Annotated in this window: 22 protein-coding genes; 15 read left to right on the top strand and 7 right to left on the bottom strand. The window is 41.9% G+C overall.

Going from position 1 to position 20,206, the window contains the following annotated elements:
• Positions 1 to 91 precede the first annotated feature (91 nt).
• The 6 genes from CSQ79_RS01045 to CSQ79_RS01020 all read left to right on the top strand — a co-directional run bounded on the left by CSQ79_RS01045 (position 92) and on the right by CSQ79_RS01020 (position 4,930).
• Positions 92 to 469, top strand: a complete 378-nt coding sequence (locus CSQ79_RS01045) for a helix-turn-helix domain-containing protein (protein ID WP_099699758.1) — start codon at positions 92 to 94, stop codon at positions 467 to 469.
• Positions 470 to 523: 54 nt separating this feature from the next.
• The gene (locus CSQ79_RS01040; protein ID WP_099699352.1) at positions 524 to 1,531 is read left to right on the top strand and encodes a zinc-dependent alcohol dehydrogenase family protein; all 1,008 of its coding nucleotides are present in this window, start codon (positions 524 to 526) and stop codon (positions 1,529 to 1,531) included.
• Between the two features lie 18 nt (positions 1,532 to 1,549).
• Positions 1,550 to 2,623, top strand: coding sequence for an NADH:flavin oxidoreductase/NADH oxidase (locus tag CSQ79_RS01035; protein WP_099699351.1), 1,074 nt, complete (start codon positions 1,550 to 1,552; stop codon positions 2,621 to 2,623).
• 13 nt (positions 2,624 to 2,636) lie between these two features.
• Positions 2,637 to 3,344: an NAD(P)H-dependent oxidoreductase gene (locus tag CSQ79_RS01030; RefSeq protein ID WP_099699350.1), complete on the top strand. Its 708-nt coding sequence runs from the start codon at positions 2,637 to 2,639 to the stop codon at positions 3,342 to 3,344.
• A 67-nt stretch (positions 3,345 to 3,411) separates the two neighbouring features.
• A complete protein-coding gene (locus tag CSQ79_RS01025) occupies positions 3,412 to 4,110 on the top strand; it encodes a glutathione binding-like protein (RefSeq protein WP_099699349.1) in 699 nt (232 codons plus the stop codon).
• Between the two features lie 19 nt (positions 4,111 to 4,129).
• Entirely contained in the window at positions 4,130 to 4,930 is an 801-nt protein-coding gene (locus tag CSQ79_RS01020; protein ID WP_099699348.1) for an alpha/beta fold hydrolase, read from the top strand.
• 30 nt (positions 4,931 to 4,960) lie between these two features.
• Here the strand turns inward: CSQ79_RS01020 and CSQ79_RS01015 are convergent, their stop codons facing one another.
• Complete coding sequence (locus CSQ79_RS01015) at positions 4,961 to 5,377, bottom strand: DUF29 family protein (RefSeq protein ID WP_099699347.1); 417 nt, start codon at positions 5,375 to 5,377, stop codon at positions 4,961 to 4,963.
• Between the two features lie 182 nt (positions 5,378 to 5,559).
• On the opposite strand from CSQ79_RS01015, the gene CSQ79_RS01010 reads away from it, so the two are divergent.
• Positions 5,560 to 6,051, top strand: coding sequence for a DinB family protein (locus CSQ79_RS01010; RefSeq protein WP_099699346.1), 492 nt, complete (start codon positions 5,560 to 5,562; stop codon positions 6,049 to 6,051).
• A 12-nt stretch (positions 6,052 to 6,063) separates the two neighbouring features.
• Here the strand turns inward: CSQ79_RS01010 and CSQ79_RS01005 are convergent, their stop codons facing one another.
• Positions 6,064 to 7,335, bottom strand: a complete 1,272-nt coding sequence (locus tag CSQ79_RS01005; protein ID WP_099699345.1) for an MFS transporter — start codon at positions 7,333 to 7,335, stop codon at positions 6,064 to 6,066.
• A 293-nt stretch (positions 7,336 to 7,628) separates the two neighbouring features.
• Here CSQ79_RS01005 and CSQ79_RS01000 point away from each other — a divergent pair, with 293 nt between their 5' ends.
• Together CSQ79_RS01000 and CSQ79_RS00995 are read left to right on the top strand one after the other, a co-directional pair.
• The gene (locus CSQ79_RS01000; RefSeq protein WP_099699344.1) at positions 7,629 to 8,024 is read left to right on the top strand and encodes a MerR family transcriptional regulator; all 396 of its coding nucleotides are present in this window, start codon (positions 7,629 to 7,631) and stop codon (positions 8,022 to 8,024) included.
• A 137-nt stretch (positions 8,025 to 8,161) separates the two neighbouring features.
• Positions 8,162 to 9,145 (top strand): aldo/keto reductase, encoded by a 984-nt coding sequence (locus tag CSQ79_RS00995; RefSeq protein WP_099699343.1) that lies wholly within the window; start codon positions 8,162 to 8,164, stop codon positions 9,143 to 9,145.
• On the opposite strand, the gene trpA is transcribed toward CSQ79_RS00995, so the two are convergent.
• Genes trpA through ndhL form a run of 3 tightly spaced genes read right to left on the bottom strand, consistent with a single transcriptional unit; the run spans position 9,135 to position 10,519 of the window.
• On the bottom strand, positions 9,135 to 9,932 hold the full coding sequence (gene trpA / locus CSQ79_RS00990; protein WP_099699342.1) for a tryptophan synthase subunit alpha: 798 nt from the start codon (positions 9,930 to 9,932) through the stop codon (positions 9,135 to 9,137). The two genes, CSQ79_RS00995 and trpA, sit on opposite strands and share 11 nt — an antisense overlap.
• Before the next feature lie 44 nt (positions 9,933 to 9,976).
• Positions 9,977 to 10,303, bottom strand: coding sequence for a DUF3007 family protein (locus CSQ79_RS00985; protein WP_099699341.1), 327 nt, complete (start codon positions 10,301 to 10,303; stop codon positions 9,977 to 9,979).
• 3 nt (positions 10,304 to 10,306) lie between these two features.
• Positions 10,307 to 10,519 (bottom strand): NAD(P)H-quinone oxidoreductase subunit L, encoded by a 213-nt coding sequence (gene ndhL / locus CSQ79_RS00980; protein WP_041919346.1) that lies wholly within the window; start codon positions 10,517 to 10,519, stop codon positions 10,307 to 10,309.
• Between the two features lie 740 nt (positions 10,520 to 11,259).
• Here ndhL and CSQ79_RS26990 point away from each other — a divergent pair.
• Positions 11,260 to 11,448, top strand: coding sequence for a hypothetical protein (locus tag CSQ79_RS26990; RefSeq protein WP_143755403.1), 189 nt, complete (start codon positions 11,260 to 11,262; stop codon positions 11,446 to 11,448).
• Positions 11,449 to 11,733: 285 nt separating this feature from the next.
• Positions 11,734 to 12,963, top strand: coding sequence for a Sll1247 family protein (locus CSQ79_RS00975; protein WP_099699340.1), 1,230 nt, complete (start codon positions 11,734 to 11,736; stop codon positions 12,961 to 12,963).
• Here CSQ79_RS00975 and CSQ79_RS00970 read toward each other — a convergent pair.
• On the bottom strand, positions 12,956 to 13,885 hold the full coding sequence (locus CSQ79_RS00970) for a lysylphosphatidylglycerol synthase transmembrane domain-containing protein (RefSeq protein ID WP_099699339.1): 930 nt from the start codon (positions 13,883 to 13,885) through the stop codon (positions 12,956 to 12,958). The genes CSQ79_RS00975 and CSQ79_RS00970 overlap by 8 nt on opposite strands.
• Before the next feature lie 462 nt (positions 13,886 to 14,347).
• Between CSQ79_RS00970 and CSQ79_RS00965 the strand changes: the two genes are divergently transcribed.
• Both CSQ79_RS00965 and CSQ79_RS00960 read left to right on the top strand, forming a co-directional pair.
• Complete coding sequence (locus CSQ79_RS00965) at positions 14,348 to 14,911, top strand: DUF6658 family protein (protein ID WP_099699338.1); 564 nt, start codon at positions 14,348 to 14,350, stop codon at positions 14,909 to 14,911.
• 134 nt (positions 14,912 to 15,045) lie between these two features.
• Complete coding sequence (locus CSQ79_RS00960; protein WP_099699337.1) at positions 15,046 to 15,852, top strand: hypothetical protein; 807 nt, start codon at positions 15,046 to 15,048, stop codon at positions 15,850 to 15,852.
• 178 nt (positions 15,853 to 16,030) lie between these two features.
• On the opposite strand, the gene larC is transcribed toward CSQ79_RS00960, so the two are convergent.
• Positions 16,031 to 17,293 (bottom strand): nickel pincer cofactor biosynthesis protein LarC, encoded by a 1,263-nt coding sequence (larC, locus tag CSQ79_RS00955; protein WP_099699757.1) that lies wholly within the window; start codon positions 17,291 to 17,293, stop codon positions 16,031 to 16,033.
• A 77-nt stretch (positions 17,294 to 17,370) separates the two neighbouring features.
• Between larC and CSQ79_RS00950 the strand changes: the two genes are divergently transcribed.
• Positions 17,371 to 18,030, top strand: coding sequence for an L-threonylcarbamoyladenylate synthase (locus CSQ79_RS00950; RefSeq protein ID WP_099699336.1), 660 nt, complete (start codon positions 17,371 to 17,373; stop codon positions 18,028 to 18,030).
• A 386-nt stretch (positions 18,031 to 18,416) separates the two neighbouring features.
• A complete protein-coding gene (gene groL / locus CSQ79_RS00945) occupies positions 18,417 to 20,075 on the top strand; it encodes a chaperonin GroEL (protein ID WP_099699335.1) in 1,659 nt (552 codons plus the stop codon).
• Positions 20,076 to 20,206: the final 131 nt, after the last annotated feature.

Below are 20,206 nucleotides of genomic sequence, written 5' to 3'. Positions count from 1 at the left end.
TCTAAGTGCTTGACACCAAAGAAAAAAACGAGTAATCTCAAGTTAACGTTAACGTCAATCTGGTGCATCAGTAAATAAAGTGACTGAAAAAATGCGAATCGGAGAACTGGCACAAAAAGCTGGCGTAACTCCAAGAACAATTCGCTATTACGAAAATCTAGGATTATTGCATCCAAGTGAACGAGAGGGAGGTGGCTTTCGCTATTATACGGAAGCTGAGTTTTTGCGACTCCAAAAAATTGATTGCCTCAAGTCACTCGGACTAACTCTCGAAGAGATTGCGAGTGTTATTGACTTGTACTTTGAAGATCCAACAGAACTCAAAGCCAAGCAAAAGGTGTTAACCATCCTGCAAGCGCATCTTCAAGAAACCGATGATAAACTGACCGCACTCGCGCAGTTTCGTTCAGAGTTAGAGACAAATATTACTAAGATTCAAAAATGTATTGAGCAAATCAACAGCCAGTAATTTTTTTCAATCTATATTAACGTTAACGTCAAGGTTAATAAACAGTAAAGGACGATGAAGGTATACGAAATTCAACAGTTTGGCATTGATGCGCTGACACTAACCGAACGCCCCGATCCTCAACTGAGTTACGGACAAGTTCTCGTGAAAATGCGTGCGGCTTCCTTAAACTACCGCGATCTATTGGTAGTTAAAGGTTTGTACGATCCCAAATTACCTTTACCAAGAATTCCTTTTTCTGACGGTGTAGGCGCAGTTGTCGCAGTAGGCGAAGGTGTAACGCGAGTTAAAGTAGGCGATCGCGTTGCCGGAATTTTCTTTCAAAAGTGGTTAGGTGGTGAACTGACGCAAGAAATTACGCAATCGGCTTTAGGTGGTGCGATTGATGGAATTTTAGCTGAGTACGTGGTGCTACATGAAGATGGCGTGATTCACGTACCCGAACATCTTACCGATGAGGAAGCTGCAACGTTACCTTGTGCAGCTGTAACAGCGTGGAATGCGCTTTTTCATGCTGGTAATTTAAAAGCAGGCGATACAGTATTGGTGCAAGGAACTGGCGGAGTTTCAATATTTGCCTTGCAGTTTTCCAAAATTGCAGGTGCGAAAGTCATCGCTACATCAAGCAGCGACGAGAAACTAGAACGTGTCCGCAAAATGGGCGCAGCAGAAACAATTAATTATAAACAACTTCCAGAGTGGGGTAATCGAGTGCGCGAACTCACCGACGGTAAAGGTGTTGATTATGTCGTTGAAGTCGGTGGCGCAGGAACATTATCAGAATCGCTACGCGCAGTACGTCACGGCGGACAAGTTAGTTTGATTGGGGTTTTAAGCGGTGGTAAAGGCGAAGTTGCTACCGCAGCAATTGTGATGAAAAACGTTTGTGTACAAGGCATTTATGTCGGTTCGCGTGAGATGTTCGCGGCGATGAATTCGGCGATCGCATTACACAAATTACGCCCTGTAGTTGATCGCGTGTATCCTTTCCACGAAGTACCAGAAGCGCTGAAATATATGGAAAGTGGTTCGCACTTCGGTAAAATTTGCATCCGCTTTTAATTGCTCAAGAGGAAAATAATGCCACAGTTATTTGATACTTATCAACTCAAAGACGTCACATTACACAACCGTATTGGTGTTTCCCCAATGTGTCAGTATAGTTCGCACGATGGTGTAGTAACCGATTGGCATTTAGTTCACCTAGGTTCGCGTGCAGTAGGTGGTGCAGGATTAATTATTGCCGAAGCTACCGCAGTCGAAGCGCGGGGACGAATTTCTCCAGGTGATGCGGGAATTTGGGCAGACAAGCACATCGAACCGCTACAACGCATCAACCAATTTATCAAAGCGCACGGTGCAGTACCAGGAATTCAAATAGCCCACGCTGGTAGAAAAGCAAGTTCCGCACGTCCTTGGGAAGGCGATCATTCGCTTAAAGATGAAGAAGGTGGTTGGACAACTATTGCACCGAGTCCCCTAGCTTTTGGTAATAAGCTATGGCGGGTTCCGAAAGAAATGACTAAAGAAGATATTCAAGAAGTTCAAAATGCGTTTCGCACCGCCGCATTGCGGGCTTTAGAAGCGGGTTATGAATGGATAGAACTCCATTTTGCCCACGGCTATTTAGCACACAGCTTTTACTCACCTCTTGCCAATCAACGTACTGATGAGTATGGCGGCAGTTTTGTCAACCGTATTCGCTTTGCGATTGAAACAACGCAAGCAGTGCGCGAAGTTTGGTCAGAACGTTTACCATTAACAGCACGGTTATCGTGTTCTGATTGGATAGAAGGCGGTTGGACAATCGAAGACTCGGTGGAACTTGCTAAAAAGCTGAAAGCTGAAGGTGTGGACTTAATCGACTGTAGTTCGGGTTTTAATTCTCCTGATTACAAAAACTATCCCTTCGGTGCGGGTTGGCAAGTGCCTTTTGCAGAGAAAATTCGCCACGAAGCTGAAATCGCGACAGCAGCGGTAGGTTCAATTACAAGCGCAATGCAAGCTGATGACATTATCCGCAATGGACGTGCAGATATTGTCCTCCTTGGGCGCGAGATGTTACGCGATCCTTACTGGGCTTACCGTGCAGCGCAAGAATTACAGCAAGAGGAAAAACTGAATTTACCGATTCAATATGCGAGTGGATTGTAAGGAGTATACCTGCATGAAAGTTTTTATTGTTCACGCACATCCCGAACCAAAAAGCTTTAATGGTGCATTAACCCGTCATGCCAAAGCAGTACTAGAAAATGCAGCACATGAAGTTAAAATTTCTGATTTGTATAGGATGAAATTTGATCCTGTCTCAGATCGTCGTAATTTTACATCCCAAAAGAATCCAGAGTACTTCAAACAACAAACTGAAGAATTGTATGCAACTGAAATCGACGGTTTTGCACTCGATATTCGCTCAGAAATGGAGAAACTAGATTGGTGCGATGTGCTCATTTTTCAGTTTCCCCTGTGGTGGTTTTCTGTGCCAGCAATTCTCAAAGGCTGGGTTGATCGAGTATTCGCAATGGAACGTATTTATGGTAGTGGAAAATGGTATGACAATGGTACGTTTCAAGGTAAGAAAGCAATGTTGTCATTGACTACTGGTGGTTCAGAAACTATGTACACCGAAACAGGATTAAATGGATTTATTGACGATATCTTGTTTCCAATTCATCATGGGATCTTTCGTTTTGTTGGATTTGATGTATTACCACCGTTTATCGCTTGGGCAGTAAATCGTGTAGGTGAAGAACAAAGACAGCATTATTTAGAAACCTACCAAAAAAGACTTTTATCGATTGATAAAACGCCAGCGATCGCTTATCCTGCTTTAGCAGATTATGACGAAAATTTTCAGTTAAAGATAAAAAAATAATAAAGCTGAAATCACTGTAAATTGTATATCGCAACCATCAAACTTTGTACTCAATTAAGAGATATCAATGATTGACGTTTATTACTGGACAACGCCCAACGGTCACAAAATTACAATGTTTCTAGAGGAAGTCGAACTTCCTTATACAATTATTCCTGTCAACATTGGTACGGGAGATCAGTTTAAGACCGATTTTCTTAAAATTGCCCCAAATAACCGAATTCCGGCAATTGTCGATCGCGCCCCAGCAGATGGCGGCGAACCCATTTCAGTGTTTGAATCAGGAGCAATTCTACTGTATTTAGCCGAAAAAACGGGAAAACTGATTTCAACAGATATCCGCCAACGTGCTGAAATCTTGCAATGGTTATTTTGGCAAATGGGCGGTTTAGGACCAATGGCAGGGCAAAATCATCATTTTAGTCAGTATGCACCCGAAAAGATTCCTTATGCAATAGACCGCTACGTCAATGAAACAGGACGTTTGTATGCAGTCATGAATAAACGGTTAAGCGATCGCACTTTTCTGGCAGGTAATAACTATTCAATCGCTGACATTGCTGCTTATCCGTGGATTGTACCGTATGAACGTCAAGGACAAAAGCTAGAGAATTTCCCTCACTTGCAGCGCTGGTTTGGAACCATTAAAGCACGTCCAGCGACGATTCATGCTTACGAGAAAGCAGAAGCATTTAAAGATCAAGCACTCGATATTGAAAAATCAAGGAACTTGTTATTTAACCAATCAGCAAACACAATTCAGTAAAACTAATTCAAAATCACCTATGCCAAAACTTCAGGCTAACGGAATTGAATTATTCTATGACATTCAGGGAACAGGCGAGCCTTTATTATTAATTCCTGGTTTCGCCTGCGATTATGCGCACTGGGATTTATTAATGCCGTCACTTGTCGCCCAGTATCAAGTCATTCGCTTAGATAATCGTGGTATCGGACAAAGTTCTGCGCCTGATAGTCCCTACAGTATCAAACAAATGGCAGATGATACGGCAATACTACTAGAACACATCGGTGTGAGTAGAATTCATGTTGCTGGTCATTCGATGGGAGGTCAAATTGCCCAAGAATTAGCATTAGCACACCCAGAAAAGCTACATAGTTTAATCTTGTTGGCGACTTTTGCGTCATGCGATCGCCGATTCTGTAGCATTATCGAAACACTAGGCGATCTGCCACGCATTCTAGATCCCGAAGCTTATTTTTATGTAGTGTTACCCTGGGCAGTGAGTGAAGATTTTTATGCAACTCCAGGCGCTATCGAAGCAGCACTCAAGTTTCAAATGGAGTATCCTTTTCCGCCGACTCCACAAGGGCTATATCATCAAAGTCGAGCGATTATAAATAGCGATACTTTAGACCGTTTACCACAAATTAGTTGCCCTACGCTAGTTTTAGTAAGTCAGCAAGATATTCTAACACCACTGAAGTTTTCTCAAGAACTTGCTCAAGGTATTCCTAATGCTGAACTTGTGATTCTTAAGCGCGGCGGTCATGATTTCTTAATTGACGCGCCAGATGCTGTAGCTACTGCAATGCTGAACTTTTTAGCAAAGCGTACTAAATAAGGCGATCGCCGACAACAATCAACAAAATATCTAACTATTCAACGGTGCAATTAAATTTAGCGCATGTTGTAAGATTTCTACTTTATTCACTCGTTGCTCTAATTCTTCCGGTTCATAGCGCCCTTCTTCAACTTCTAATGAAGCCTCGTCAATTGCATTTAAATAAGCCTCCTCCAAGGTTTCAAGCAACTCCTCTGACGTAAGATAGTAAGCTCGATTTTCTCGCTGAATTTCTCGCACAGAATTACGAATTGAAACTTCCCAAGAACGAGTTGTCCGATTTTCGGCTTGCTGTTTGATCAGGTGTAACAACAGAATAACGGCATGACTCCGAATTGTTTTAATAATGTCATTACGACCCATTTCTTCAAGTTCTTCAACCATCACTAATGCACCAGAAATGTCACCCTTAAGCAGCATTTCTTTGAGAGTTAGCAGTTCTTCCATAGCTTTAATTTTATTTTGAACCAATATGAATTGTAGATGCCCTACGACTAAAGTCGGGGCTATATAAACAAAGTGTGCCTGCGCACACTCTTAGTAAGAGTTTTAATTGATTGTAAGTCCACGAAGGTGGACTTCGTTTGTCTAGCAGCGAATTCATTCGCCAATGTCTTAAAGGAGAATCTATGCTCACCCAGCATTTTCAATTATTAGCAAAATACAACACATTAGCAAATCGCAAACTGTACGACACTTGCGGTCAATTAAGTGATGATGAACGCAAACAGATTCGTCCAGCATTTTTTAAAACTATTCACGGAACGCTAAATCATATTATGGTAGGTGATCGCATTTGGTTAGGGCGTTTCGAGGGCAAAGCCATGTCATCAACTAATCTAGACGCAATTCTCTACAACGACTTTGACGAATTATGGCAAGTGCGTCAAACCGAAGATCAGCGGATTGAAAACTTTGCTGCAAGTTTAACTGAGGAGTTTTTAAGTAGCTCAATTCAGTATACAAATAATTCTGGTAGAGTCTGTAACGATCCTGTTGATTTACTCGTAGCGCATTTTTTCAATCACCAAACGCACCATCGAGGGCAAATTCATGACATGATCAGCCAAACAGAAATCACTCCACCATCACTTGATATGCATCGTATCATTCGACCCTGATATCAAGTTTGTCTATTCTTCTTGCTCATCCCAAGCTTCTACTGCTTTAATTTCCGCCTCTTTCTTAGGAGCCTCTGAGCGAAACAACGGAATTGCGACAACGGCTGCTAGCAATTGGATTGTACTAAAAATAGCCAGTGTTGGACCAAAGCCCCAACGAAGCGCCTCACCAAATATGAGACTACCAATTCCAAATCCAGTAAATAGTGTAAAAACTTTGAACCCCATTGTTTGTCCTAGACTTCTTGCGGAACCTAGGTCTGTTACAATTCCTGCAAATAAAGGCTGAGTCAGGTCATAGCCAAGAGACAAAATCAAAATAGCGGTAGTAGTCAAGGTCAAGGGAATTTGGAAGATCATCATAAACCCTGCGATCGCAGCTATGCCCAGTCCTGGTGGGATAAGCCATCTGCGTCCCCAACGATCCACCGCTTTGCCAATCATCGGACTAAAAATCAAACCTGGAATGCCGTATCCAAAAATTGCTAGCCCGATTCTTGCCTCTCCCAAGTTGTAGCGCTGCAATAAGTAAAGTCCTAGCCAGGTATAAACCCCTGAGTGAAAGATCGCGTTCAAAAAAACATAGATATAAGTTCGCTTTCCACGCCAAGTTGATAACACACTGCGGTAGCCTGCAAAAACCTGACGAATCGAGCGTAGTGGCTCAGCAGCCTGTGGAGTATCAAACAGTGCTTCATAGCGGTGCAAGCGCCACAAAATAACTGCTGCTGCGATCGCAGTCCCAACAAATAGTACCTGCCAACCTATAAAGGGTTCAAGAATCGCTCCCCCCGCAGAGCCAAAAGCCATACCTCCTTCCATATAAGCAAACACCATACCCAACATCTGTCCTCTTTCGCGAAAGGGAAACAAATCTCCAATCAAGGCAAACGTTAGTGGTATAACTCCACTAGCACCTAGTCCAGTTAAAAGACGCCAGAAAACCATCTGCGAGGCAGATTGAGCTGTTGCAGTCAGTGCGGTACAAATAATAAAGATGCAAACCGAAGCACGCATCACGGGCCAGCGCCCGAAACGATCCGAAAGGATTCCATAAAAGAGGGCTGCTAGAGCATAAGCAAGCATATAAGCTGGGACAATAAAGCCGATCTCTTGCTCTGGAACTTGAAAAATTTGTGCCAGACGAGGGATAAGTGGTGCGATCATATATCCCTGTAAAAAAATTAAGCCTGCGGCGAGAGAAAGCCATAAAAACAAGCGATGATGTTGCTTTAGCCTTTGTTTGCGGTTTGCCTCTTCTACATGAACTCTACGGTCAGCCATAATCTTTCTCTAAACTACGCGTTTTCTCTGGGCTTTGTCAGTTAGCCTGTTTTCTCTATAAACCTGCTATGCAATTTTTGCATAACCTGTATATTTTACAAGTCATCGTTAGTCTGTAATTGAGCGTGCTATTGCGCTTTACAAAGAAGGGGCGAGAGGTTAGAGGAAGATAAAACATCAAGAAGAAAGGTTTAATTCAATCTTTTTACTCGCTCCTCGCTCCTACTCCCTCGCTCCTCTTTTTCTGAAAAAGGCTTGACTTAGAGCGCACTCTAAGTTCTAAGGTGATATTCATGGACACGGACATTCGACAAGTTGCAGCACGAACAGGTTTGAGTGTGCATACACTGCGCTATTACGAGCGTAATGGGCTACTTGAGCCAGTTAATAGGGGAAGCAATGGACATCGCCGTTACTCAGCAGCAGATATTGCTCGAATTGAATTTTTGACTCGCTTACGGGCTACAGGAATGCCAATTCGTCAAATGCACCAGTTTGCTACTTTGTTACGGGAAAAACCAGAAGCAATCAGCGATCGCCGCGCAATTTTAGAAGCGCATGAACTTGAAGTCCAAAAACGCATTGCTGAACTGCAGCAGAATTTGAAGGTGATTCAGTGGAAAATTCAACACTATCAGGAGTTAGAAGCACAACAAACTAATTCACCTAACTACTCCACTAAGAGCTAATCACTAGTAAAAGTCCCCCATTTTTGGGGAGCCAGTGCGCCTTTGGGGGTGTCCCCCGTTGAGTGCAACTGGCGTGGATTTAGGGAGCGCTAAAGAGAGACTCACGCACATTAATTGCAATAAATCTGAGAGACAACATGAAAACACGAAATCTGGGAACTCAAGGACTCACTGTGTCTGAACAGGGACTTGGATGCATGGGAATGTCGGAATTTTATGGTACTGGAGATGAAGCTGAAGCAATTTCTACAATTCACCGCGCGTTAGATCTCGGTGTCACCTTCCTTGATACAGCAGATATGTACGGTTCTGGTACAAACGAAAAACTTGTTGGTAAAGCAATTCGCGATCGCCGTGCAGAAGTTATTCTTGCAACCAAGTTTGGTATTATCCGTGGCGAAGATAGTAGTTTTCGCGGCGTTAATGGTAGTCCTGAATACGTCCGTCAAGCGTGTGATGCCTCATTACAACGCTTAGGATTAGACTACATTGATTTGTATTATCAGCACCGCGTCGATCCCAATGTACCCATCGAAGAAACTGTCGGCGCAATGGCAGAATTAGTCCAACAAGGTAAAGTTCGCTATCTTGGACTTTCAGAAGCCGCACCTACAACAATTCGCCGCGCTCACGCTACGCACCCCATTAGCGCTTTACAATCAGAATACTCGCTATGGCAACGTGAAGAAGTTGAAGACGAGATTTTACCTACTATTCGTGAATTAGGAATCGGGTTTGTTGCTTATAGTCCCCTCGGACGCGGATTTCTCTCAGGACAAATTACCAGCCCTGATGATTTTGCACCTGATGACTTCCGCCGGAATCTACCTCGGTTTCAAGGTGAGAATTTTAATAAAAATCTGCAACTCGTGGAGCGAGTCAAGGAAATTGCTGCCGAAAAAGGCGTCACCCCAGGACAATTAGCACTTGCTTGGTTACTCGCCCAAGGAAACGATATTGTACCGATTCCTGGCACAAAACGGCAGAAATATCTAGAGGAAAACGTTGCCGCAGTTGATATTACACTTACATCAGCCGAACTCCAACGTATTACTGAAGTTGCTCCCAAAGGAGTTGCAGCAGGCGATCGCTATGCGGATATGAGTAGTGTTAATCGCTAATTGCTGCTTTTAAACTTTGGCAAAACTCCCCAATTGCTTGCAATCCTGCTTGGGGGTTTTCATCTGCTAAGCGTTTCACTATCGCACTTCCGACGATCACAGCGTCTGCGCCCGATTCACGTACTTGTCGCGCTTGTTCGGGTGCGGAAATGCCAAAACCTACACCAATGGGCTTGTCGGTGTAACTGCGGATTTGTTTGAGTAATTCAGGAACTCGTGCTTCCATTTGCGATCGCATTCCCGTAACGCCTGTCACACTGACTAAATAAATAAATCCTTGCGAAGCACGGGCGATCGCCTCAATTCGTTCTGGGGAACTCGTGGGAGCCACTAATAATACAACTTCAATCCCCGCCTCTTGAGCAGGTTTCAGCAGCCCTTCAGCTTCTTCTAGCGGTAAATCAGGCACAACTAAACCAGCGACACCAGCATCCGCAATTTGTTGTAAAAATGTCTCAACTCCTCGATTCAATATCGGGTTGTAATACATAAATAAAATAATGGGCGATCGCAGCGTAGGACTAACTTGACGTACTATTTCTAAAACTTGTTCAAGGCGCGTTCCTTTTTGCAGCGCCCGACTTGCTGCGGCTTGAATTACAGGTCCATCTGCTAGAGGATCGGAGTATGGTACTCCGAGTTCAATCATATCTGCTCCAGCAGCATCTAAAACCCGCAAAGCTTCAGCAGTTGTCTCCAAGTCTGGATCGCCAGCTGTCACGAAGGGAATTAAAGCACAAGCACCGCGCGATCGCAAGCGTTTGAAGCAATCAGAAATTGAGTTCATTTTTCAACGATAGTGTCGGCGATCAAATGACAACACCCAACACTTTACACCTTTGAGGAGGAATCGCGAGATTTGTTTTCTTGTTCAATCTCCGCTTGCAGTTTGGCTAATTCTTCTGGTGTGAGTTCATCTAACCTTTTTTGCAAAAATGCTTCTTCGTAATTTTGCCGTTGCTGGTGATACGTCATGTCTTGTCGCAACACTCTGGTGAGATAAGTAACTAACCATCCCACTAAAGCACCAACCAACAAAACTTGACTCCAAACACCTGCTGTTAAGCTATCTAAACCAACTACCTGCAAGATGACATAGACAACACCACCCGCCACAAACACGCCAAGTCCAATACCAATAACCGTAATTCTATTCATGGTTTAGCTAGAAATCTGCCGACGCTGAGGGCGAAAATTCATAAACGGCGCTAGTAGTAATAACCCTGGAAAGAAAAAGAACACTAAGAAATACATAAAGCCCCGCTCAAACGACGTAGCGTTATACCAACGCAGCTTGAGATACAACATGATGGCTAGAGGAACGACAAGCAGATACGCTCCCGCCAATACAAGATACAGCAGCGCGATCGCAATCGGTTGGTTTTGGTTAAGGTACTGTAGTAAGTTATCCATTGAACCCGCGTAAATCGTTTGTTTTTAGCTATTCTACCGCTTTTCTCCCTAGCTGCTACGCTCATTAATCGGGAGAACTTCATAGGCGATCGCCAATTTTTTTTGCTAAAGTTGTTGCATAGATTGCAATTTAATGGTGCAATAGACAAACGGGACGGTTGTTAACTCAACAACCTAAATCTCAAAAGGGGGCGTGGCGGAATGGTAGACGCTACGGACTTAAACAATTGAGCCTTGACAAAGAAACTTGTCAAGTGACCGCTCTCAAACTCAGGGAAACCTAAATCTATTCCAGATATGGCAATCCTGAGCCAAGCCGAAAGAGGAAGCATGAAGCATGAAGATCTTAGGGAAAAGTAACTATCAAACCCTAAATCCTCGCTCCTCGCTCCTAACCCCTCATTTCGGAAGGTGCAGAGACTCGACGGGAGCTACCCTAACGTTAAGCCGAGGGTAAAGAGAGAGTCCAATTCTCAAAACCTAGTAAGGTAGTAGCGAAAGCTACAGGAGAATGAAAATCCGTTGACCGTAAAAGGTCGTGAGAGTTCAAGTCTCTCTGCCCCCATACCTAAAAACTTTGACATAGTTAGCTGAAAGCTCCTTTATTAGGGGCTTCTATTTTGAAGATGATAGCTTTTAGAGGCTAACTTTGGATATGTAATGGATACCCACCAACAAGTGATGTAGCACTCAATGCTTGAATGATTGGCGAACTTGAAGATACAACGCGATCGCCTATATCATTAGCCTACTTTGACTTCCTTGTGTGGACGATCGACGCGCTCAATCGAGAAGCGACAATAAATTCAGTCTTCCGCTGTTTGAAAAAATCCAAACTACTCGAGTTAACGGTTTATTTCAGTTCAATTCCCTTACCCGACACCCGATGACTGAGTAAAGAAGCTACATTTTTCAGCCTCAAGTAAAATAACAGCTAAGCAAGATCGCTGACTGTACTCAACTTTAGAAAACAGTAAAGTAATTGATAAGTTAATAAATCACTAATTTTACTGATGAACTACATCAGGTAGATATGCCATATTTTCAATCAAGTTTCATTTAAATTGTGTATCGAAGTCTCAAATTATTAATAACTCAACTTCTAAGATAAGAAAATATACGTAAAACAAGCTACCTCTCTATATAGAGGAGGATCTTTACCTTTAAAAACCTGTATGTTGAATTCCCCACGCTCAGCAAGCTATAAATCTACTAACAATGTGGTTGATCAGTCAGATAAACAACCTCGTAGTCTGACACAATCTCAAGAGACGGTTTATAGCTTTTTGTTAGAAAACGTTAAGCAGTATTCAGCAGAGATAGTACTACAGCAATTCACTGATTTATTCATATTTCCTCCAAAAATAACCAATTTAGATCATCTTCAAGCAGTACAAGAAATTATTGCTAGTAATAATAAAGAAGAATTTTATAATACAATTAAGCGGTGTTGCTACATCCTCCTCAATAATTGGAAAATCACAAAAAAAACACAATATGTAGAACATTTAATTGCCATTTTTGAAAATATTTCAGATAATCAACCTACTACATCACCTACGCAAATCCATCTCAGAATGTGGGTAAAAGATTTTGTAAGTAGTGAGAGTTACACAGAAGTTAAAGCATTTGCTGATAAGTGTCAGGTGCAAGGACAAGTGCGTTGGAACAAGAGTTATACATCACATATGTTGATGGCTCAATCTAACGACATTAAAAAACCAATAGAACAACGAGAAGCTGCAAGAAATGAGGCAAGCAGGCTAAAATATCAATTTAAATTTGATTTAGCAATGTATATGGCGTCTTCTCAGTCTTCTAAGATAGATAAGCATAAAAACCCTACTAACTTACCAGATGAAGTACTACGTTTAATTAAGTTAATTGTAGCCAAGCGCGATCCTACCAGCTATGCAAACAATGCCAATCTTTTTCTCAAACAAACAAAAAATCTCAACTATCGTCAGTTTAAAGAAAGACTAGAAAAGTTTTTAGTTCATTCAAGTACTAATAGTGAAGTAGGAGATACTTCAGGAATCAACTTATCAAAAAAACTAACTACGTTGAATGCTAATTACAATGAAAAAGAGCCAACAGATGCATTAATTCTGAGAACTTGTAATAAAATAATCGAATACTTAATAACTGAAAACCATCATGAGCCTTCTCCAATGTTCCTTACTCTGATATCTCAAGGAACTCCATTAACGCTAGTCATGCTTTTAATTAAAATTTTATTGATTTGTAAAGGTTGCCGCGCTCATCTTGAAACCTGTATTGCAGAATTGATTAGATACTATGAAAATTTTTCCGAAAAAGAGCGAAATAAGATAACAAATTTTCTTGATATTTTTAATGTAATGTGTGCAATTTATATAGACAATATTCCTGTAAAACTTAATTAAAATCTAAACGACGTTCATCTAGCCAAGCAAATCCAGCAGCAGAAGTTTCAGCAAGAATGCTCACTAACCGATAAAAAGCGATCGCACTAATGACAATACCAGGAGATAATCGATGTTCTAATAGCGCGATCGCAGTTGCTTCAAAAACTCCCAACCCTCCAGGTGCTCCAGGAACAATTAAACCAAGTAACCATGCTAAGCTAAAAGCCCCCATTATTAAAGGTAATTGCTCTAATTGCAATGAAGTAAAAGCTAGCAGTGTGAGTAAAAAACCTGTGCCTCGCAGTAGAACAAAACCTAGTTCACCTATTAAAGGTTTCAAGGGATAATTGACTACCATACTGCTATGCAGGTCTGTTGTATTATTGTGGTTCTTCTTTAGCTTTAATTTGCCTAAAAAGCGAATCGCTGTATTTAAAAACCACGGATGAATGGCAATCAAAACAGATGCTAAACCTAAAATGGATAATAATATTAATGGAAGATGGCGATCCCCCACTTCTAAGGAAACACCTAATAAAACAATTATTAAAGCAGATGCTGCCATGAGTAGGGGTTCTAGTAGTACGCTTAAAGTGGCTACGCTAGTAGAAACACCTGCATCTTTAGCAGCGGTAATTCTACCATAGTAATGCCAAACGTTACCAGGCAAATACTTAGCAATATTTGTTTTTAAGTAAACACGAATAAAGTGATGGTTATTGACTTGTTGATTTAGCTCTCTTAAAATCCAAGTCCACACGAAACTTGACCATACATGTGCAAGAAAAGTTACACATAAAGCACCTGCTAAAATTGCCCATCCTGCAACAGAAATTTGAATCGTAGTAACTTCTTGCCAGTGACGAATTAACGTTTGTAGAAGAAAGAATAGTGTTGCACCAACAATAAACCAGCGAATATGTGGTTTAAGGTATGCCAAAGAGTTCTTTAGTAACTTAAGAATTAGATGCCTCCTACCGCTAAAATCATTTTCTCGCACACTCAGTTTTTAAGTGTAGTCGACCTCAGATCTCAGTATTATTTACATTTTGCTTATAGTAATAGTTCAAATAATACAAGTAATGTTTTTTTTGCTCAACAAGTCTTAACACAGAGAAACGTAAGTTGAGCAAAATCTCTCTACAGTTAGATAACAACGGCGTGTTAGTGAACTAATAATGTGACCTTTGCTAGAGGCAGCGATCGCTAATTGTTTTTTACCATCATCAATTAGTGGTTAAAGTTAACTATCAAAATCAATAAAGCGGCTCATTTTGCTGTATATCTAGTGTGTTGATTGCAGCGCAATGGGTGTTCAAAAACTGTTATGAAAACCCAACGCGACGGTTAAAAAATTGTTAACTTTAAAAGTTCGGTTGCTTGAAGACGAAAGGAGGACTTTGTGAATAGGTTAGTGGAAACTATCAAAAAATTGAAACTACGGCAAATTCTGACAGTATTACTTGCTGGAATTTTAGTAGTATTTAGCACAGCATGTAGTCCTGGTGACGTGCGCGGTGCTAACCCCGATAATCCGGCAGTTCAGGCTGGTGGCGCTAACAATCCTTATAAAGGTGGTGGAGATGCGTACACAGACTATAATTTATCTCCAGACCCTAAGGTAAACAATAAAACTGCTAAGTCGGGGCGCAATCAAGCTAGCGTACAGTTCAATGAACAACTAGTCGCAACTAACGACTCTGAAATCCTTTATCCTGGCGCAGAAACACCAGAAGGTAGGCTTAGTAAGGAGTCACAATTGCCAGTCAAAACTGCGGAAGACTTCAAACAACCTGCTTCTGGCGGGCTAATTCAACGCGATCCCGACTTAGGAAAGCGTGTTGAGAAGCGTTTAGAGAAAGTGCAAGAAGCTTTTGGAGAAGCCTCTGAGTTTGTTGGTGATAAAGCAAATGAAGCCAGCAGAAGACCAGAAGCAACAAGTAATCCAGCACTGAGAAGCAAGTAAGAGCAATTCGCAAACAACTTGCCCTAACTTCAATTTGAAGTTTAAGTCAAAATTTAGACAATAGATCAGGCTTACAAGTAGTTAGGGCATTCAGTTAACTTTTCATCTAAACAGAATCGCACGGAGTATTCAGTATGAGCAGAATCATTACTGCAATTAAAAGAATTCAACTGAGCAAAATATTAATTGCTGTAGCAGCAAGCTTTGTGCTATTTGCCAGCACAGCTTGTAACTCGGTGCAAGCTCGCACACCTGGCTTATCAGGCGATAGACAAGCAGTTCCATCTGGAATGCAATCTGAAAGTAGAACTCAGCTCAGAAACAGCTCTAATCCTAGACCGGAAGTTCCTGACGAAGCAGTAGAGTCCCGCTTTGAGGGAGGATCGATGAATGAGTTTAGTGATGTAGATCCCAGAGCAAGAGGATTAGAAAAAGCTGCGTCTGATCGAGCAGCTGCTTTGAAAAAGAATGCAGAACGGAACGTTATTGATCAAACAGGTAGCTTGACCGAAAATACTCAGCGTACCTTAGATAAAAAAGGTGAAAACCTAGAAGACTTTGGTAAGAATGTACAACGTAGTACAGCAGCAGCTCAAGACAAAGCTCAAGATACTGCCAAAGGTTTACAGAAAGCAACAAAGCGTGGTACTGAGAATATCAAGGAAAATGCTCTTGATGTAACTGACGATGCAGCTCGTAGCGCTAGCCGTACTGCTGAAGATATTCAAGATAACACCCGTGCGGCTGCTAGAGATGTAAATAGAAGTGCTAGTCGTGCTGTAAAAAATGCGAAAGCAACAGGTGAAGACGTAGCAAATAAAGCTCAACGGACAGCTGACAACGCATCTGACTATGTCCAAGATAAAGCTTACGAAGCTGGTAAAGCTACTCAACGCAGCTTGTACAAAGCAGGTGATGCTGTAGGTGATACAGTAGATTAATTGCCTCAAATCTGACTGAGCAGATCGCAATTAAATTAAAGTCAGGAGGTTCGGGTGCCATGTCCACCAGCTTGCCTGACTTTTTTGTATAGCAATATAATTACTAAAATTAGGGCATCTCTGACGCTATATGCATGACATTCTCTTTATTTGACGTACGTAAGTTACGAGCAAATTGCTACTCATGCTCATCTTGCTGCATGTACCAAATCTGCAGTGCCATACGATGAATTTCTCTCCAAGCAATGTTGTGCTGTTTTGCTAACCCAGCACAGTCTTCGTATTCTGGTTGAACATTCACAATTTCTTTTTGTGTTCCTTGTTCTATCCAAGCAACTTTAATTCGTACTGAGCCATACTTAGTATCAACAGTTTGAATTTGCCGAGGTAAGATGGTGCGTTGCTGCAGACACCGGCGAATACCTAAAGTTGTTGTTTCTCTAAATAAAATTGCCTCACAAGTGTTCAATTGTTGTGGATGACACAAAACACTGAGTAATACTCCAGGACGTGACTTTTTCATGCAAATTGGCTGTGCGAATACGTCAACAGCGCCAGCGACAAATAAAGCCTCAAAAATATACCCAATCGCTTGGGGACTGAGATCGTCAATTTGCGTTTCTAATACTGCAATTGTCTCTACACAAGAACTTAGATCGCTAATGTTAACTCCCTGATCTCTAACCCCTGATTCCTGACTACTTTCACCTAACCACAGGCGTAGAATATTAGGAATTGGCAGATCAATTGAACCAGCGCCTAATCCTATTTTGTGTATCGTCATAGCAGGTGGAGTGCCAAAATCAGTTGCAAGGGTCGTTGCGATCGCTGCTCCAGTGGGTGTCACTAATTCTCTTTCAATGCCGTTACTGTAAACTGGACAGCCCCGCATTTGCCATAACTTTAATACTGCTGGTACAGGTACTGGCAATTGTCCATGTGCTGCTTTTACTGTACCACCTCCTGTAGGCAACGCCGAGCAGTACAATTTATCAATTTCCAACCAATCTAACCCTAAACAAGTACCAACAATATCAACAATTGCATCAACTGCACCTACTTCATGAAAGTGTACTTTTTCTGGTGCAATACCATGTACCGCTCCTTCAGCTATTGCCAGTTGGCGAAATACTTCAAGGCTCGACTTTTGCGCCCGCGATGGTAATTTAGCATCTGTAATAATTTGCTCAATTTCTGGTAAATGTCGTCCGTGATGGTGAGTGTGTTCGTTCTGGTGATGTTGCAATTTTACGTGAACCTTGGTTGCTAATTGCCCATTACGATGAACTGGTTCTGCCTGTAACTCATACTCTTGAGCAATACCTAATTTCTTAAGCTGTTCTATTAGATACTCCAAAGGAACACCAACATCAACAAGTGCTCCTAAGCACATATCTCCTGCAATGCCAGTGGGACACTCTAAATACGCTAGCTTTGTCATAGGTAAAAGGTAATAGGTAAGAGGTAACAGGTGATACTTGTTAAGAATACTGCCAGCATTTAATACTTGAAATCGCAATGGCTAAAACTTACACTATTCATCCCGAATCTCCGCAAGTACGTACAGTTGAACAAATTGTTGGTATGCTCCGTGATGGAGCAGTGATGCTTTACCCTACGGATACAGTTTATGCGATCGGCTGCGATTTGAATTCAAAATCAGCAGTACAACGCGTCCGACAAATTAAGCAACAATCCAACGATAAGCCGCTGACATTTTTATGTCCTTCGTTATCCAACGTTGCAACTTATGCCAGAGTTAGCGATACAGCTTATCGCATTATGCGGCACTTGATTCCAGGACCATATACCTTTCTCCTCCCAGCAACCAAGTTAGTTCCCCGCTTGGTACAAAATTCTAAACGGAAAACAACTGGAATTCGCGTACCCGATCATGCAGTGTCGCAAACTTTATTGAATGCGTTGGGAAATCCAATTATTTCAACATCGGCGCACTTACCTCAAGATGACAATGGTCAATTCAGTTCTTCTGCACAAACAGAAGCTAGTATTTCACAAGCAGAACTATTTGACTGTCTAGATAAGCTAGTAGATATTATTGTTGATGATGGTTCTGAACCTGGATACCAAGTTTCTACAATCTTAGATCTCACAGAAAGTGAACCTGCGATCGCGCGCAAAGGTCTAGGTTGGGAAGAAGCAGCAACTTGGGTTTGATGAATTGTTGGTCACTCTAGTGAAGTAGAGCAGAAATCTCCTATTTTTTGAGCTTAGTTTTAAAAAACGAAACCGTCTGTAGTACTAAGTCTGGAAATTGAATGCCATAACTATGACTCTCAAGACAAGGTTAATTTCAACGACTATGTTTCCACATACTCTTAGCGCCAAGCTTAATATCATTTCTGGCTTAAATAACTTGACTAACTTCGAGTTACTAGTCACTAGCCACTTTCATCATAAAATTAACCGAACTTGATATTATCAGTTATTTACACAATACTTAAGCTTTGCTTACCACAAAACGAGCCTTTTTTTCTCTGCAGGGTTAGCACTCTGCGTCTGAGAGTGCTAAATTGGAAAATTGGAAGCGCTAGAAAACAAACATGGCAAAAATCGTTGCATTTGATGAAGAGTCGCGGCGGGCGTTAGAACGAGGTGTTAACGCTCTTGCTGATGCTGTCAAAATTACCTTGGGACCAAAAGGTCGTAATGTTTTACTAGAAAAGAAATTTGGCACACCTCAGATTGTTAACGATGGTATTACTGTTGCCAAAGAAATTGAACTTGAAGATCCACTAGAAAACACTGGTGCGCGTCTTATTCAAGAAGTTGCATCCAAGACAAAGGACGTTGCAGGAGACGGTACAACCACCGCCACCGTTTTAGCCCAAGCGATGATTCGGGAAGGCTTAAAAAACGTTGCAGCAGGTGCAAATCCTGTTGCCGTGCGTCGAGGAATGGAAAAAACCGTCGATATGTTAGTTGAGGAAATTGCTGCAGCAGCCAAGCCAGTGGAAGGCAGTGCGATCGCTCAAGTTGCAACCGTTTCTGCAGGTAACGATGATGAAGTCGGTGCCATGATTGCAGAAGCGATGGAGCGAGTCACCAAAGATGGTGTGATTACCGTTGAAGAATCAAAATCACTCACAACTGATCTAGAAGTTGTGGAAGGGATGCAAATCGACAGAGGATATATTTCACCTTATTTCATCACTGACAACGAAAGACTAGTCGTTGATTTTGAAAATCCTCGCATTCTGCTGACTGATAAGAAAATCAGTACAATTCAAGATTTAATTCCTGTACTAGAAAAAGTTGCTCGTGCAGGTCAACCATTACTCATTATCGCCGAAGACGTTGACAGCGAAGCTCTAGCAACCTTGGTTGTTAACAAAGCCAGGGGAGTACTGAACGTTTGTGCGATTAAAGCACCAGGATTTGGCGATCGCCGTAAGGAAATGCTGCGTGACATTGCCGTTCTGACAGGCGGACAAGTCATCTCAGAAGAAGTTGGACTGAGTTTAGATGATGCTTCCTTAGAAATGATGGGAGTAGCACGTAAAGTTACAATTGATAAAGAAGCAACAACGATTGTTGCTGGTGGTGACAACAAAGGCGACGTCGAAAAGCGTATTGGTCAAATTCGTCGGCAACTTGCAGAATCTGACTCAGAATATGATAAAGAAAAACTGCAAGAACGAATTGCTAAGTTAGCAGGTGGAGTTGCAGTCATTAAAGTTGGTGCAGCAACAGAAACCGAACTTAAAGATCGTAAACTGCGGATTGAGGATGCACTCAACGCAACAAAAGCAGCTGTAGAAGAAGGTATTGTACCTGGCGGTGGAACAATGCTGATTCACCTTTCTACTAAAGTAGAAGAAGTTAAAAACAGCTTAAACGACGAAGAAAAAATTGGAGCAGAAATTGTTAAGCGATCGCTCGAAGCTCCTCTGCGCCAGATGGCAGACAATGCTGGTGTCGAAGGATCTGTAATCGTCGAAAAAGTACGAGAAACCGAGTTTAATATTGGCTACAACGCTGCAACTGGCGAATTTCAAGACTTAATTGCTGCGGGAATTCTCGATCCTGCTAAAGTTGTGCGTTCAGCTTTGCAAAATGCTGGTTCAATCGCTGGAATGGTTCTCACAACAGAAGCATTAGTCGTTGAAAAACCTGAAAAGAAAGCTGCTGCGGCTCCTGATATGGGCGGCATGGGCGGCATGGGTGGTATGGGTGGTATGGGTGGTATGGGCATGATGTAATTTCACCCTAGTACCATAAATTAATAACTACAAGCAGTTTGTTGAAAACAACAAGCTGCTTTTTTACAAAAGTAGAAAATAGCGGCTAGTATCATGCAATAGTATCTTCCCTGATCCTCCGCTCCTCTGCT

Origin of the sequence: Gloeocapsopsis sp. IPPAS B-1203, from assembly GCF_002749975.1 — a bacterium.
Lineage (GTDB): Bacteria > Cyanobacteriota > Cyanobacteriia > Cyanobacteriales > Chroococcidiopsidaceae > Gloeocapsopsis.
This window is presented reverse-complemented; position numbering and strand designations above follow the sequence as displayed.